This window comes from Desulforhabdus sp. TSK, assembly GCF_022836495.1.
GTDB lineage: Bacteria > Desulfobacterota > Syntrophobacteria > Syntrophobacterales > Syntrophobacteraceae > Desulforhabdus.
In genome coordinates this window covers 234413-251028 of the sequence record NZ_BQXM01000002.1, presented here as the reverse complement: position 1 = coordinate 251028, position 16616 = coordinate 234413, and the positions used below count along the sequence as shown (strand labels likewise).

The following is a 16616-nucleotide window of genomic DNA, read 5'->3' as shown; positions in this document are numbered from 1 at the left end:
TACCGCGATGGGCCAAGAAGAACCTCTACATTAAATTCCTCCCCACCTATTCTCCTGAGCTCAATCTCATTGAGATCCTGTGGAGGAAGATAAAGTATGAATGGCTATCCTTCTCAGCCTATCTCTCCTTTAGTTTACTACAGGAGGCCATTGATCACATATTGAAGAACTTTGGAACGAAATACACAATCAACTTCTCCACCTAGAATGTTGTGAAACTTTTGCTTGGGTACTTAAAACCAGAAAAATCGATCTGACCCGGCAGCAAACCGAAGCATTCCTCGGGAGGGTCAAGGCACGTACCCTGACCGAGGAAGACTATGGCGTCATCGAGGCCATGACCGAAACACTCCAGTGCCTGACCCGGGCATTGGAGGAAAAGAACAGCTCCATCAGGAAGCTTCTGCGCTATCTCTTGGGTGCACGCACGGAAACGGCAAAAAACGTGCTCGATCGGGACTCCAGGCAGCAAGAGCAAGAAAAGAAACCCCGTCCCAAAGGACATGGCAGGAACGGAGCGAAAAGCTATACCGGTGCCGGGAGGGTGATCGTCGAGCATCCCGACCTCAAGCCCGGCGATCTTTGTCCGGAATGTGAAAAGGGCAAGGTCTACGAGCTTGCCATGCCGGCAGTCATCGTGAACATTCACGGTACAGCCCCCCTGGACGCCACGGTCCATGAACGCCAACGCCTTCGGTGCAACCTGTGCGGGATGATCTTCACAGCCCCTGCTCCCGAGGGTGTCAGCCACGATAAATATGATGACTCGGCCACGGTCATGATCGCCATACTCAAGTACGGGTGCGGCATGCCTTTTTATCGCCTTGCGAAGCTTCAAGAAAACGTGGGAATGCCTGTCCCGGCCTCTACCCAGTGGGATCTGCTCAACGCGTCAGCCAAAACCGTTTCCCCAGTTTTTGGTGAGCTGGTGTGGCAGGCCGCCCAGGGCGAAGTCATTCACAACGACGATACCACCATGAAGATCCTTGCGGAGCTTCAAAACCAGGACCCCGAAAGTACCCGCAAGGGTATCTTCACCTCGGGGGTTGTCTCCATTCATGATGGACACAAAATCGCTTTGTTCATGACCGGACACAGCCATGCCGGCGAGAACCTGGAAAAGGTCCTGGAGGAGCGCCGCCATGGCCTTCCCCCACCGCTTCAGATGTGCGACGGAGCAAAGCTCAATATTCCCAAAAACCTCGAAAGCATTCTCTGCAATTGCCTCTCTCATGGACGGCGGCAATTTGTGGACGTGGTGGGCGCTTTCCCCGAGGAGTGTCGCACGGTCATTGAACTGATCGGCAAGGTCTACCACCATGACGATCTGGCAAGAGAAGAAGGTCTGGGGCCTGCCGAGCGCCTGTTGCTCCATCAGGAAAGGAGTGCCCCTGTCATGGAGGAGCTCGAGACCTGGTGTCGCCGGCAGCTTGACGACAAGCTCGTTGAGCCCAACTCAGGCTTGGGAAAGGCCATCAACTATATGCTCAACCGATGGGTGGAGCTCACCCGATTCCTGCACATTCCCGGTGCTCCGCTGGATAACAATCTTTGCGAGCGGGCACTGAAGATGGCGGTGCTGCACCGGAAAAACTCCTACTTCTACAAAACCCTTCACGGCGCATACGTGGGGGATGTCTTCATGAGCCTCATTCACACCTGCCAACTGGAGGGCGTCAATCCTCTCGACTACCTGACGGCTCTCGTGAAGAATGCCTCCCCCGTGGCGAAAAACCCAGACCGCTGGCTCCCCTGGAACTATGCCTCCAATACTTCTCATTAAAAGGTGGGTCTTACGATATCCCGGTGGTCCCGTCTTAAGGAACCGCCAAGGCTATAACGCAAAAATCTCTCTTCCTTTCGAGAATACACCCCCTGTGAGCAGATCATTTATTGAGTACCGTATGCGTGCGATCATATGTGTGAGAAAAGTTTTCACCTTCCGCACGTCTGCCGAAACGACACGATCCGCTGCTTTTCGAGAATAACTTTGTATTGAGGTAGATAAAGAACGAGCAGCAGTACATTTCAGGTCTCGTTCGAGCCTGAAGAAGCTACCTTTTATGCCTCTGTTCTTGCACAAGTTCTCGAAGTGAAAAGCATTTGGCCGGGACGAGTCCGCAAGAAGAAGCGAAACCATTTCGAACGCTTCGGTGTCACCGAGTATTTCATCGTCCACCTGACCGCCAGTATGTTGAGAAACCGTCAATGAACAGCTGGTGGATTCTATCTCAGAGGTTTCACGGTTATAAAAGCGTCCGGCGGCCAGAGTCAACGGACCGCCGGATATTTCATGGGGGTGTCTCCGGCGGGAAAAAACTTGCTGTAAAATCGAAAAATGAAGTAGAAATCCAGGGACGCGAAGGAGGCTTTATGGAAAAACTGATCCTGTGGTTCAAGGAAACCAGGCCCCAGTTCCTTTTACTCTCTGTTGTTCTGACGTTTCTTGGAACCACCATTGCCTGGTACTACGGCTCTTTCAATCTGGGATACGCCCTGCTGGCAGGCTTCGGGCTGGTGCTGACTCACGGCAGTGTCAACGCCATAAACGACTACTTCGATTACAAGAGTGGAATCGACCTCCACGTTCAGCGGACCCCTTTCAGCGGAGGAAGCGGGCTTGTGCCCGAGGGGAAGCTTCCCTTGAAGCATGCACTCGGGGTCGGGATTGTCACTTCACTCGTGGCCCTCGCCATCGGCATCTATTTTGTCATGGTGAGCGGCTGGATGCTCCTGCCATTGATCATCGCAGCAGCTCTATGCATGGTTTTATACACGCCCGTCATCCTGAGAACACCCTGGCCCGAGTGGTCGCCCGGCCTGGGGCTGGGGATCATGCCCATCCTGGGCTTCTATTTTGTGCAGACAGGTCATTACGACTGGGTCGTCCTGGCTGCCTCGATACCCAGCGGCATCCTGGTGCACAATCTGCTCCTGTTGAACGAGTTTCCCGATGTGGAAGCAGACAGAATGGGGGGCAGGAAGACAACGCCCGTTGCGTTCGGCATGGATGCCGCCGGCAGGCTTTTCAGGATCATGACGATCCTGGTTTATATCTGGATCATCGGCTGTGTCGCGGCAACGCTCATTACGGGCAGTGTCGTCATGCCGGTTTACTGCCTCCTCGCCCTTTTGACGTTGCCGTTCGCCAGGAAAGCCATGAGCGGATCGAAAGAATACAGGGACAGGAACAAGCTGGTCCCCGCTCTGGGCAGCAACGTCACGTTTATCCTTTTGACCCATGTCCTGCTGGGAGTGGGCTATATTTTGGACAAGTTTTTTCCCATTGCCTGACAGGAGCTATTTCCGAAGCTGTCTGAAAACTCCCTCTCCCTCGTGGGAGAGGGTTGGGGTGAGGGTGAAAATGCCAAGAATCTCAACTCACTCACCTTACCTCTCTCCCGCGAGAAGGAGAGGATTTCGTCATTCTCAAACAGCCTCGCAGATCCCTGCCCAATTCTCGCCGGCCCAGCGGGATTTTTGAAAGGCATTCGTTCAATGGCGGGCAGGCTCTGTGGGCAGCACCCAGGGTACGCCTATCCCCTGTATGACGTACGCACAGTGACACTCTCGAGCACCTCTTCGGCATTCCCATGCCGGTAAGGCTTGGAAGGCTTCATGAGCACAAGCGCCGACCTGTCCTTGGCTTTCTCGATTCTCAGGCCATGGAGCAGATTCCCCACGGCAGCTCGCTTCCGCACCAGCAGGTAAAGCGAAGTCAGCACGTAGAGGACAGAGAAGTAAAGGTGGATGCTGTCCGACCCCGTCTTGAAAGGCAAAACATCCGAGAGGGGCGCCAGAAGGGACGGGACAACGAACTGCCCGATGAAAAGGCCAAAGAGGAGGAATGCGCCTCTGGGATCGAGCCTCAGGCTGACGAGAAGCGCTACGGCCAGCAGGGACTGAGCAGCCGTCAGGAGGATTTCGTTCATCTGAAACGCTCCCATGGGTATGGGCGTTTCGAATGAAGCACTCGACAGGCCGTAGACACCGGGAATCATCCCCACCAGCAATGTCCACTGGTTGAGCTTCGCCGAAAGGAGGCTCCCCAGGGCTACCGCCGCATGCCCGCGCAGTGCAAACATGATGGCCACGGTGAATTCCGGGGCCTCGGAAGCTATGGGAGCGAGCCACTGGACGAGGAGAAATTCGTTGATGCCCAGGACTTTTCCCGTTGCAACGAGGGCTTCGCTGAAATGCTCCGCATTGAACAGGATGACTCCTGCGGAAAAAAGAAACATGACAGCCGTGGCGATCCGCCTTTTCACCTTTGGGAGACGGCCCAGGAGCTCGGCAGGACCGTCGAGCTCGCATTCCTCGCAGGGACGGCGGCTGGCAAGCCTGATGTACCATATGTATAGTCCCACGAAGACGATGCCGTCATACCAGGCCAGGCTCCCTTTGATGGGGATGAAGAACGCGTAAAGGGTCGCAAGCCCCAGGAAGAGGATTTCCGTGCGCCGGTCCTTCTCGAGCTCAACGCCCTTCCTGGTCCGCAGCCAGAAGATGCCGGCGATGAGCGTCCAGGCGACACCGATGAGAAGCCGGTTCGCCCCGGTCATGTTGGCAATGGCATAGTGGGCGTAGTCGCTTCCCGGATTCTGCCCCGCCTGCCAGGTGAAGTACATGTCCACGGCATACTCCGGCAGTACGGCGATGAGAGCGACGACGGCAAGGGCGAGAGCCTGGGAGACGTCTTTCTGCGCCGCATCGCAGGCCCACAGGAGCAGAAAAGACGCCCCCAGAATGGCGGCGCCTGTGATCAAGGCGGTCATGGGCGGCGCAAGCTCCGGATGCAGCATGCGCAGCAGGAAGCCGGGAACGGTGAACAACACGGCCAGAACGATGGGGATGAAGCGTTTTGTGTCTGTCATGATCTTTTCTCTCCGAAATCAAAGTATTGAGAAACAAAGCGCCTCGGGTCCCGACAAAAAAAAGGAGACCTTCAGCATGATCTACCACGCCAAAAGTCTCGCTAATTGGAATCCTCACCAATGACAAAGCCAGGCATATACTGCCGGAATGGTGACTTTGCCTTACTAGCTACTCCCTTTTGATTGGTCGGAATGATGACATTGTTTTTTTGCGGAGTCAACAGGAACCGAGGGACGTTCAGGACTGTCACACGCAAGCATACCTCAAACGGAGCTTGCAGGATTCCATGCATCCTGCTATGGTGCAGTCGTTCGCCCTGCTGTTCCATTTCCGGTTCGTTCCATACAACCCAGGACTGCAGCTGCTCTCTGTTGCGACAAAATTGCCGGGCCTTCTTCATCTTCCCGAAACGTATCGTTAAGCAACGGAATTCCCGTGTTAGAATCGCTCCGCCCATAGGCGTTTGTGCGAGGTGGCGTGCCGTATGCTCTTCGCGGTCATCTGGGAGAAACAACTCATGACAGGAGGAAAACAATTCATGACAACGCCCGTTCAGCAGAAAATTCGTGATAAGAAGAGAACACCCGAGCAGATCGCCAACATGGTGAAGTCCGGGGACTGGATCAACAACGGGAGCGTCGGCGGGGACTCAACGGTTTGCACCGAAGCCGTCGCCAAGAGGCTGGGTCCCAATCCCGGCGATTTGAAGGACATCGAATTCTGGCTGTATGCCTGTTTCTATCCCCATCACGAGCTGCAGGAAATCGATCCGTTTCAGCAGTACCACTGCGTCCACGAATATTTCTTCTTCCCCTGGAATCGTAAAGCACGGGATACGAATCAAGTGACCGACTGGGCGCAGTGGGGGTGGGCTTACGGTATGTGGGCACACCATTATCGCTTCATAAACGCCAAGAAGGAAAACCGCGGCATGGACTGGTGGTTCAATGCGGCGACGGCTCCCGACAGCCACGGCTTTTTCAACATGTCCTACGGCGTCAACAACTGCAACATCTTTCGACAGACCGCCAAAAAGATCGTTTTCGAGGTTCGCTCGGACTACCCGTGGGCCGAGGGAGGACGCCACAACACCATCCACATCGATGACATCGATTATTGGGTGGAGGTGGACTGTGGGAAATACAAGTGGCCACAGATCAACGAGAAAGCCTTGAAGCCCAAACCCGAGGAACAGGCCATCGCCCAGCACATCATGGGCATCATGAGAGACCGGGACATTGTTCAGCTCGGCATCGGCGCACTCCCCTCCGCATGCGTCAGCGCCATGGCGGACGCGGGGTTCAAGGACCTCGGCATCCATACGGAAATGCTCAACTACGGCCTCATCAACCTCATCGAATCCGGCCAGGTGACCAACGCTTATAAGAACATCGACCGGGGCAAAAGCGCTTGGACATTTGCTTTCCCCGTGGACGTGGAATGGTACTACAACACGGTGCACCGAAACCAGCACCTGGCCGCCTATGATGTCGGATATACGAACAACTTTCAGATCCTGAGCCGAATCGACAACATGATCGCCATCGACAACTGCATGGCGGTGGACCTTCTGGGGCAGCAATGCGCGGGCTTCTACGGAAAACGGCCCATCTCCAGCACCGGCGGGTACTTTCAGTTCGTCAGCTTCTGCGCCATGTCCAGGGGCGGCAGAGGGGTGGCGTCCATGACGTCCAGGAGCAAACATGGCACATCGAGAATCGTGCCCTTCCTCCCCGAAGGATCCACCGTGGATGTACCGGCCCAGCTGGCAAGCTATGTGTGCACGGAATACGGCATTGTCAATTTGAGAGGGCTGAGCGGCTACGAAAGGGCCGCAGCCTTGATTTCCATCGCACATCCCGACGACCGGGAATGGCTGGAAAGCGAGGCACGCAAACACGGACTCATCGCGCCTAAATTCCCCGTCAACATGCTTCCCAAAGAGGGTGGAAACAGAAGATATCCCACCTACGATGAAAGAAGGAATTACAAACTGCCCCTCCACAGCGAGCTCTGGGGATGCGATTGGGATCCCTACCAGTCGGGTAAGTAGCTGGCGCATCTCTCGCCACGGGGCTCCGCCGGCCGGCGCCCTGTGGCGGCTCCCAACGGCACTGCCCCTCCATGAGAGCGATGGAGAGAGATTTCCTCGAGGTCACACCGTCATTCCTGTCGGCTCAGGCGGGAATGACGGATTTCCTCCCTCCCAATTGCCCCGGCTATGGAGTCGCACCTTTACCCTTGCCGCCATACCCCATGCCTTTGCCGGAACAAAACTCATCTTCTGTCAGCTTTCCATTTCCATTGGTATCTCTTGCTTTGAAAATCTCTTCGGGATTATCCCCCCGGTGAGGAGCCGCCATGAATTCCTCCCGCGTGACCGCTCCGTCGCCATCCTTATCCATTGATGCAAAATTTTTCTGACAGCCCATCTTCGGAGTGGATTGAGGGCTTTGCGCAGAGGGACTTTGGGCCGACGCCAAACCTGCCATGAAGAAGATCGAAGCAGCTCCCACCACAACAGACCGTTTCCATTGCCTCATCGGTTTCTCCTTAATTTGCCGAATCTGTGATGATAATTAAGTTATACTAAACAGGGTGTATGGGTATTAAAAAGGCATATGGGTCTAATATAGCAATTCGATTAATAATTTCAACAGGGAAGGTCCTGAAGTGCCTGCTCCCGGCAAAGCGAGACGCACAATTCACAGGGAACGAGGAGCATCGAAATGAAATCATCCTTTTTCAAATATTCGGCTTTTCTTATTTTTCTGAGCGTGACGCTGTCTGCGGCGGGATGTGTCTACGGCCGTTACGGATATTCCGACGGATACTGGGAAGACACTCCGGGACATGGGTATCCATATGGATACTACAGATACTATGACGACGATGACCATTACCAATACAAACGATACAAGAAGTATGACAAGGACGACAGTCATCATTGGCAGAATAAAGACGGCAAGCGCCGCTGGTTCGACAGAGGCGGCGGGAATGCGTGGCGTGACAGATACAAAGACAATGATGATCGAAACGACTCCGACCGTCGTTCCTCTCCGTGGAGGTCCTTTGACCGGTTTCGCTTCGAGGACCGCCACGAGGACAGGCACTGACAGGTAGAACCGGCCAAGCATGCTGAGGACGCTGACGGGGCCCTGAAGAACGCTGCAGAGCGAAGCTTTTGTAAAAAATCAGCGTTTTTCAGCGTTCCGTCAGCGTCCTCAGCGTCCACCACGATCCTCCCCACCGCTGGGAGCCGGACTTACCCTTCCGACGCCCCGTCCCGCTCCGGCAGGTTCACGGCTGCAGCCGCCCGGTACTCCTCGACGGGCAGCAGCCGCCACTGGTCGCCTCCTTGCAGTTCGAGCACGAGGTCGTGAAAATCCAGGATGCTGCTGCGGTGGCCGACGCTGATGTAGCCGATGCTCATCGCCTTCAATTTCCTGTAGAGGTTGGCTTCGTTTTCCATGTCGAGAGCGCTGGTGGCTTCATCCAGGACGGCCCAGCCGGGCTGGTTGATGAGGAGGCGGGCAAACGCCAGCCTTTGCTGTTCACCCAGGGACAGGACGTCAGCCCAATCCAGGTGGACATCAAATCCACCCACCCGCTCGGGAAGGTCCGGGAGTCGGACCGTTTCAAGCACTTCCCTCAGCCGCTCCTCTGGAACGTCTCTTTCGAGCTGCGGGTAAAGCAGTTGGTCTCTCAAAGACCCGAGCAGCATGTAGGGCTTTTGGGGCAGGAAGAAGATGTCCTCCAGAGGAGGCCGCTTCACGTCCCCCCCGCCCTGCGTCCAGAGGCCGGCAATGGCCCGGAGAAGGGAGCTCTTCCCCACACCGCTCTGGCCCACCACGACCAGGTTTTTGCCCCTTTCCAGCTCCACTGTCAAATCCTGGAACAGGGTGCGCGTCCTGTTGGGAGTCAGGAGGGTCAGGTGTGTCAGGGCAAACCGATCCGCCTCCTGAGATTGGATGCCGGGAGCCGGAGGCCGATCCGGTTCGACGGCATCCGCAAAGGTGGACAGACGCTCCACGCCTGCGGCAAAATTCGTAATCTGCTCGATCTGGGAGACGATGAGGGACAACGCCCCATAGACTTGGGTGAAGGCGAAATTGGCCTGCACCATGTCTCCATACTCAACTTCGCCCCGGAAGTACTGAGGAAACAGGATAACGAAGGGCAAAACGACAGGAAGGTAGCTGTAAGCTGTCGTCAAAAAGGAGAGGTTCCGCTGCCAGCCGATGAGGAGGCCGAAATTCCTCAACACGTCTCGGAAACGCCCCAGGATGTGGGCAATCTCCGGCTTTTCCCCCTGGTAGAAGGCAATGGACTCGGTGTTGTCCCGCACGTGCACGAGGGCGTAACGGAAATCGGCTTCATACCGCAGCTGGTTGAAATTCAGCCTTACGAGGCGCCGCCCCATCAAGACGGTAAAGAGCGTCCCCACGAGGGAATAGCCGAGGACCACGGCGACCAGGAGGGTCGATTTGGACCAGAGGATCCCCGTGAAGGAAACCAGGTCCATGAGGGAGCCCAGAATGATGAGGAGGAAAGTCAGGGAGGTGCGCGTGAAGGAACGGATGTCTTCCATCATGCGCTGATCGGGATTGTCGATCTCACCCTTTGCCTCGATGTCGTAGTAATTGCGATTCTTGAAATAGTTGCCCAGGAACTGACCGGTCATCCATTCGCGCCACCGCATCCCGAGGTAGCTCTGAACGTAACTGTAGAACGCCACGATGGGGATTCCGGCAAGAAAACCGCAAAAATACACCCCGACAAAGAGGTAAGCCAGTTCCTGATCTTTTTTTACCAGGGCGTTGGTGAAGTAGTTGCCGATGTAGCTGAAGGCCACATTGATTCCCGTAACCGCAAAGGAGAGGAGCAGGACTATGGCGAGAAGCAACCAGGCTTTCCGGCGCTCCCTCAGGTGGCGGCCGAAGAGGGCGAAAACCGCGGCGGGCACGAGGAAAGTGGCGGCGATGATCCACCACAGGTTGGACTGGAAGATGCCGCTGATGAGAGCCGCCAGGCCACCCGCGACCCTGGCTGTGAGGGAGGGCGCCAAATGATTTCCCGCCAGTGTCATCCCGGCAACCACCATGAAGAGCACCCCGAACAGAAAGACCAGCAGGAGGATTAAGAGCAGAAGCGTCACCATCCCCCCGCCGGGAATCCGAGGGAAAAAATACGGCTGAGCGATGGTGACAAAGCGCACCCAAAGAGAACGTTCCGACTGGTTCATGGATCGATTTTTCCTTTCAGATGAGTTTGAATGAAAACGGTACACACAAAATTCGTTCAAATCATCAAAAAAGTTTAGTGAAGCAACTCTTTGTGTATCGACTGTGAACGGTCCAGACCTTGACTCACGCACGAGGTGCTTCCCAACCACAACAAGAAAGGATCCGGCCGGAAATTCCGCGTGGACTTTCCGGCGAGGATTGCGCTCTCTATGCATATCTTGCTATCATCATGAGGGCTTGGAAGCTTGACGATTTCCGGTTGCAGATTTTAGATCCTGCTTTCTCCTTTTGCTGTCCCTGGCGGAATCATAGACATGACATGGATGAACTGTCCTTTTCACCCTCAAGTTTAATTGCTCCTGGAAGGTAGAACAGAAAGGTGGTGCTTCATGGGCAAAGGCAATGTCTCAGCCTTTATTCAACATCATTTCAGACACTTTAATGCTGCCACGCTGGTGGACGCGGCGGAAGCCTACAGGAATCTTCTCGATGAAGAGGGGCTCATGTTCCTGGCCATGGCGGGGGCCATGAGCACCGCAGAGCTAGGGCTTTCTCTGGCTGAAATGATTCGCAGGGACAAGGTACACGCTATCTGCTGCACGTGTGCAAACCTCGAAGAGGATATTTTTAACCTCGTGGCCCATGACCACTATGTCCGCATTCCCAATTACAGGGATCTTTCGCCTCAAGAAGAAAAAAAGCTGTTGGAGCGCAAGCTCAATCGCGTCACGGACACGTGCATTCCCGAGGAAGAGGCCATCAAACGGATCGAAAATCTCATTCTGGATATCTGGGTGGATGCTGACAGAAAAGGGGAGCGCTGCTTCCCCCACGAGATCTTCTATCGCCTGATGCGCAGCGGAGCACTCCGGCATCATTATGAAATCGACCCGAAGGACAGTTGGATGCTTGCTGCTTCTCAAAAGGATCTGCCCATATTCGTCCCAGGATGGGAAGATTCGACGATGGGAAATATCTATGCGGCTCACTGCATGCGCGGACATATTCAGAATGTTCATACCGTCAGGACAGGGTTGGAATACATGATACGATTGGTGAAGTGGTACCAGGAGGCTTCAGAAAAGCATCCCATAGGGTTTTTCCAGATTGGCGGAGGAATTGCCGGGGATTTTCCCATTTCCGTGGTGCCTGTTTTGAGGCAGGATTTGAAGCGGAATGTCCCCCTGTGGAGCTACTTCTGTCAGATCAGCGATTCCACCACGAGCTATGGCTCCTATTCGGGCGCGGTTCCCAATGAAAAGATCACCTGGGAAAAACTGGATGAAGCAACACCCAAATTCATCATTGAATCGGACGCCACCATTGTAGCCCCATTAATTTTCACCTATGTCCTGGAGCAGGGTGGGACATCTGCGGCAAAGGCGTTGGCTCGATGATTTGGAGCGCCTCGAAGCCATAAGGGCACGAGGAAGCATAATTCTTTGCCGCATTGGGTGTGCGGGACGAAAAAGAACAGCACCATCACGAAGAGGAGGAATAACCAGTGTCCGCGCAATGGCCGAAGCCGGCGGGAATCGAACCATCCCTGCAGGCTGATGGCGCAGCAGAGGAAAGAGGGGAACCGGTGTCCCCTCTGGAACGGATAGGGGAGACCGTGAGAAATTTGGGAGAGGAAGAAGCCCAGGTGCTGGAGCTGCTGTACGGCTTCGGCGGCAGGCCATCCTCCATTCCCGAAGAGGTGAGTCGTGTGCTGGGCTGTCCCCTCGAGGCAGTGCCGGAAATGGAAACAGCGGCTATCCGGAAACTGCGACATCCCAGGACTCTCAAATCCATCGTCCAGGCCCTGGATGCATCCGTCGACGCTATCTGGCGCGCCCTGGCCGGGTCCGATCAGCTCCTTTTCAAAAGCGAGCTCCAGGCAAGCATCGAGGAGCGCCTGCCCGGAGAATTGCGCGTGGCGATCCAGGTAAGGCATGGGAACATCCAGCCCTGGCTCGGGGAGCACACCTGCGACACATCCAAGGCATGGTACCGGGGCGATTATTCCTGCGAGGAGATCCTGAACGCCATCGCCCGGGTCGAGGGGATTCACCATGAAATAAGCCTTCCTGCTCCGCTCCAGTTTGTCTCCCGGTTTCTGGAGATGGATCTGCCTCTCCTCATACTGGCTGTCAAACTGGCGGATTTTTCCTCCATTTACAAAGGATATCTGTCCAAGTCTTCCCTGGGGATTCGTTTTGCACGCGTCATCGACATCCACCGGCTCTTCGCGTCCCATTACCGGGAGGATTTTGCCACCCTGGGACAGGTGATCGAAGATTACCGGCTCTTCTGCCCGCAGGATCGTCTGGACCCCGAGAGCGCGGAAACGGCCCTGAGTATAAAACCGCATCTTTTCATTTCCCTGGGAGATATGGGCTGGAGCGCCGTCGGACCGCCCACGGAGGATCTCTCCTACCTCAACTGCGGCGCGCCTCCCACGCCGCCCGAATCCGACGGACGCATTCTGAGGCACCTCAAGCCCCCCGACAGCGAATCTCCCCCGCCGGACCCTCTGGACCTGATCCGGCAGATCCTGGCGGGCGGCCCCTGCCACGTGTCGGAAATTTCCCGCTCTTTTGCTGAAAAGGCTTCCGACGCCTATGCCATCAAGACCCTGCATGACTTCCTCTACGCCTCATGGGATTTCGTGCGCATCGCTCCAGAAATCTACGCCCTGCGGGAGCACCTGAACGACCCGGCCATCCTCGGGAATGCCGTTCCCCTTCTCTTCACGATCCACCAATGTCGCGTCTACACCGTGTCCCGCCATGCAGGCGAGCCCTTGGAGACCTACCCTCTCTGGAGCCTCGTGACGGAGGAAAGACTCTGCGGGTGGATCGAGGGACAGAAAGCACGCAAACTCTTTGCTTCCCTGCTGTCCATTGCCGAGCCCCAGAGTTGGGACGCGCCCCAGGCCACGCGGGACCTTTGGACTTTCAAGAGACAGTGCCTCGGGCAGCACTACCGTTTGGCCTTGGAGCCAAGCAAAAAGGCATGGCAGCAGCGTCCCCGCCTCCAGGAACTTTTCGCCGCGGCCGTGTGCGCCAGGCGATTGAGGTACATCAACTGGCTGCGCATCAACCACATCGTGAGACCACAGCTTTATGAGCAGCTCTACGATCAGGATGCGGCACCGATCCTTGCGCTCCTCGCGGGCATGAAGGTTGTGGAGCCGGCGGATCACTGGCAAAAAGCTCACGCCTACCGCCCCGACGCGGAGCCTTTGCTGGAGATGCTCTCCCAGGAGCTTCAGAAAACGGGGAGCCTGCGCTGGGAGGATGAGATCGGGGGAGAGCTGATGGAGCGCATCGAGGGGAACTGCCAGGAGGCAAACCTGGGTTGGGTGCATCGGGAGCAGGTGATGAAGTTGTTGAAAAAATAAGCGCAGCCATGGGTGGCGGCATTTTCCGTTTCACCGCGGCAGAAAGACCCTCCTGCAGCATTCTGGGGGAGTGGGCGGCGCGATTCTGTCATTGTGCGACAGGATCTTCAAGAAGTCAGGACCCCGCCTTGAACCCGTTTGTCTCGCCATTCTTTTCGCCCGCGGCGATGACAATTTGAGCGCAGGCCTCGGCATCGGAGGCGGCGTCATGGTGATTCAAGGCGATTCCCAGGTATCTGCAGACATCGGGAAGTTTGGTGGGGTGCAGGTTCCAGACCTGCCGGGCCAGCCTGACGGTGCAGAGGAAAGGGGTTCGAGGCTGCATCAGTCCGTAGGTCATACAGCAGGCATTCAGGACGGAACGGTCGAAGGAAGCATTGTGAGCGGCCAGCATCCCCGCCTCACGGCAGAGTTTGTCCAGGGAGGGCCAGAGCTGGCCGAAGGTCGGCTTGTCCGCCACATCCCTCCAGGTGATGCCGTGGATATGGGTGAAGACGAAGTCCCTGCGAGGCGGCCGAATGAGATGGAATACCCGGTGGGTGATCCTGCAGTTCTCGACTTTTACAAGGGCAACGGCACAGGCGCTGTCGCGCTCATGGGAGGCCGTTTCAAAATCGATGGCGACAAAATCCCTGGGAGGCAGAACTTCCCTTGGCGTCATAACTTACATCCCTGCAAGGTTTCTAAGAAATCAGCGAATCTCCTGGGCGAAGAACGAGCCCGGAAGCAAATGGAAACTCAATACTAAATTCCGAATTTAAAGCAACTTTTCGAGATTGCTGGTGCATCTGAATCCAATTTGGTTTAAATACTACTATAAAAATCACTTTTTCATGAACCCGTCAGGTGGAAATCTTTCGGATAAACCTGCCATTTCAAAGGGAAGGCAAGGGGACATGAAATATGGCGCTGCCGTGCGAAACCTTCCACATGAAAAAGGGTTGGCATCTCCAGCGGCTGATTCTGACACATTCCACCATGAATGTGAAGTCAACCGGAAAGGATATTCTCAATGAGCGAACGCAAGGTGGTCTTTGCACCCTATAACAAGTCGGTGACGGTGGCCGATGGGGCCAACCTCATCCGAACAGCCATGGAAGCCGGTGTCCATATCAATGCATCTTGCGGTGGGGCCGGGGTTTGCGGCAAGTGCCGCGTGCTCATCGAAAGCGGAGAGATCGAAGGCGGCATCACGGAAAAGCTGAGCGCGGAGGACGTGGCGAAGGGATACCGCCTGGCCTGCCAAAGCACGGTCCGAAGTGACCTGGTGGTGCGCATTCCCGTCGAATCCGAAATCGATGCCAGTGTCCTCAACAAGATGGCGACCCCACGTAAAACCGCCCGTATACATGAGGTGGACTTCGAGGAACTGAAGGAACAGGGGCTTTTCATTCCTCCCATAGAAAAACGCTACCTGGACCTCCCTGCCCCCAGCGACCAGGATCGTCAGCCGGATGTCACCCGAATCATCAACTTCCTCAAGCTCAAATTCAACGAGCATCGACTCGTGGCCCGACTGCCGGTCATCCGCAAGATTCCGGACATTCTGCGCGCCGGCGGCTACAAGGTGACGGTGACTCTCGCACGGCCGGTGCACCCGGGACGCAAGTCCCACATCATCCATGTTGAACCGGGGGATACAACCGCACGCAACTTCGCCATCGCCATGGACATCGGCACCACCACGGTCTACGGCCAGTTGATCGACCTTCTGACCGGGGAAGTGCTCTCCCAGCATGGGGAATTCAACGGTCAAATCAGCTATGGAGAAGATGTGCTCAGCCGCATTGTCTTTGCGGAAAAGCCGGGTGGGCTGGAGAAGCTCCACGACGTCGTCATCGGAACCATCAACACCATCATTCGCCGCATCGTGGCCAAGGCGCAGGTCGACCCCGAGGAAATATCGAGCATCACCCTGGCGGGCAACACCACCATGACCCAGTTGCTGCTCAAGATCAATCCCCGTTACATTCGCTATTCGCCTTACGTTCCGGCTGCTACGCTGTATCCTCCCATCAGCGCCATGAGCCTGGGCATGGAGTTGAACGACCACGTCACGGCACTGGTTTATCCCGCCATTTCGAGCTATGTGGGAGGCGACATCGTCGCAGGGGTGATGGGAGCAGGACTTTACCGAAGCGATGAAGTGACACTGTTCATAGACATCGGCACCAATGCCGAAATCGTCGTGGGAAACAGGGATTGGTTTGCCTGTGCCGCCTGTTCGGCCGGTCCCGCCTTCGAAGGCGGAGGCATCAAGTTCGGCATGCGCGCCTCGAAGGGAGCCATCGAGGACTTTTCCATCGACCCGGTCACCCTGGAGCCCATGCTCATCACCATCGGGAACGTCCGCCCCAAAGGCATCTGCGGATCGGGGCTCATCACCATGGTGGCCACGCTGTTCGAATTGGGCGTCATCGACAACCTGGGGAAATTCCATGTCAACCTGAACACCGACCGCATTCGCGAAAACGAGGGTCGGCGGGAATACGTCCTCGCGCGAGCCGAAGAAACCCAGATCGACCGGGACATCACCCTCAGTGAAGACGACATCGACAACCTCATTCGCGCCAAGGGCGCCATTTTCAGCGGCTACCAGACCCTGCTGGAAGAGGTGGGGCTGTCCCTGGACGACGTCGACAAAATTGTGCTCGCGGGAGGCTTCGGCAGTTACATCGATTTGGAAAAGGCCATGGTGATCGGGCTTCTGCCGGAAATGGACCCCGGGAAAATCACCTACATCGGCAATGGGTCTCTCATGGGCTGTAAAATGAGCGCCCTCACCAACCGGCTCCGCAGAGATGTCGTGGAAGTGACCAAAAAGATGACCAATTTCGAATTGTCCGAAACGCGATCCTACATGAACCGTTACGTGGCATCGCTTTTTCTCCCGCACACGGACCTCGGCCTCTTTCCCAAGCTCAAGGCACGGATGAGCAGCCGCAAGGCCCTGCCGCGCCGAGAGAGTCCTGCTCAGTAGACCATCCAAGTCTCACCCAAAATCGCTCCCACCCTGCCACGCCTTCCCATGAGGCACCCTGCAGGGTGGGTGCACCCGTCCAGCCCTGCCTAACTTCAAGAAAATTCTGCACCTTATCGGATGCTCCACG

The 16616-nt window shown here is 56.0% G+C and carries 12 protein-coding genes; 8 read left to right on the top strand and 4 right to left on the bottom strand.

Annotated features, from left to right (window positions below; translation table 11 throughout):
• The 3 genes from MWC30_RS02475 to MWC30_RS02465 form a co-directional block, all read left to right on the top strand.
• A partial coding sequence (locus MWC30_RS02475) for a transposase (RefSeq protein ID WP_244082570.1) occupies positions 1-206 on the top strand: 206 nt, incomplete at its 5' end.
• A 131-nt stretch (positions 207-337) separates the two neighbouring features.
• Positions 338-1783 (top strand): IS66 family transposase, encoded by a 1446-nt coding sequence (locus MWC30_RS02470; protein WP_244082569.1) that lies wholly within the window; start codon positions 338-340, stop codon positions 1781-1783.
• A 590-nt stretch (positions 1784-2373) separates the two neighbouring features.
• Entirely contained in the window at positions 2374-3294 is a 921-nt protein-coding gene (locus tag MWC30_RS02465; RefSeq protein ID WP_244082568.1) for a prenyltransferase, read from the top strand.
• A 242-nt stretch (positions 3295-3536) separates the two neighbouring features.
• Here the strand turns inward: MWC30_RS02465 and MWC30_RS02460 are convergent, their stop codons facing one another.
• Positions 3537-4874: a hypothetical protein gene (locus MWC30_RS02460; RefSeq protein WP_244082567.1), complete on the bottom strand. Its 1338-nt coding sequence runs from the start codon at positions 4872-4874 to the stop codon at positions 3537-3539.
• A 539-nt stretch (positions 4875-5413) separates the two neighbouring features.
• On the opposite strand from MWC30_RS02460, the gene MWC30_RS02455 reads away from it, so the two are divergent.
• Positions 5414-6928 carry an acetyl-CoA hydrolase/transferase family protein gene (locus MWC30_RS02455; RefSeq protein ID WP_244082566.1) on the top strand — a complete coding sequence of 505 codons (1515 nt, stop codon included), beginning with the start codon at positions 5414-5416 and terminating at the stop codon, positions 6926-6928.
• Between the two features lie 166 nt (positions 6929-7094).
• Here the strand turns inward: MWC30_RS02455 and MWC30_RS02450 are convergent, their stop codons facing one another.
• Entirely contained in the window at positions 7095-7418 is a 324-nt protein-coding gene (locus MWC30_RS02450) for an EF-hand domain-containing protein (protein ID WP_244082565.1), read from the bottom strand.
• Positions 7419-7604: 186 nt separating this feature from the next.
• Here MWC30_RS02450 and MWC30_RS02445 point away from each other — a divergent pair, with 186 nt between their 5' ends.
• Positions 7605-7991, top strand: coding sequence for a hypothetical protein (locus tag MWC30_RS02445; RefSeq protein ID WP_244082564.1), 387 nt, complete (start codon positions 7605-7607; stop codon positions 7989-7991).
• A 149-nt stretch (positions 7992-8140) separates the two neighbouring features.
• On the opposite strand, the gene MWC30_RS02440 is transcribed toward MWC30_RS02445, so the two are convergent.
• A complete protein-coding gene (locus MWC30_RS02440) occupies positions 8141-10120 on the bottom strand; it encodes an ABC transporter ATP-binding protein/permease (protein WP_244082563.1) in 1980 nt (659 codons plus the stop codon).
• A gap of 390 nt (positions 10121-10510) precedes the next feature.
• Between MWC30_RS02440 and MWC30_RS02435 the strand changes: the two genes are divergently transcribed.
• Together MWC30_RS02435 and MWC30_RS02430 are read left to right on the top strand one after the other, a co-directional pair.
• Entirely contained in the window at positions 10511-11518 is a 1008-nt protein-coding gene (locus tag MWC30_RS02435; protein ID WP_244082562.1) for a deoxyhypusine synthase family protein, read from the top strand.
• A gap of 107 nt (positions 11519-11625) precedes the next feature.
• Positions 11626-13506 (top strand): hypothetical protein, encoded by a 1881-nt coding sequence (locus MWC30_RS02430; protein WP_244082561.1) that lies wholly within the window; start codon positions 11626-11628, stop codon positions 13504-13506.
• A 115-nt stretch (positions 13507-13621) separates the two neighbouring features.
• Here the strand turns inward: MWC30_RS02430 and MWC30_RS02425 are convergent, their stop codons facing one another.
• Entirely contained in the window at positions 13622-14167 is a 546-nt protein-coding gene (locus MWC30_RS02425) for a 3'-5' exonuclease (protein ID WP_244082560.1), read from the bottom strand.
• Between the two features lie 351 nt (positions 14168-14518).
• Between MWC30_RS02425 and MWC30_RS02420 the strand changes: the two genes are divergently transcribed.
• Positions 14519-16486 carry an ASKHA domain-containing protein gene (locus tag MWC30_RS02420; RefSeq protein WP_244082559.1) on the top strand — a complete coding sequence of 656 codons (1968 nt, stop codon included), beginning with the start codon at positions 14519-14521 and terminating at the stop codon, positions 16484-16486.
• Positions 16487-16616 lie beyond the last annotated feature (130 nt).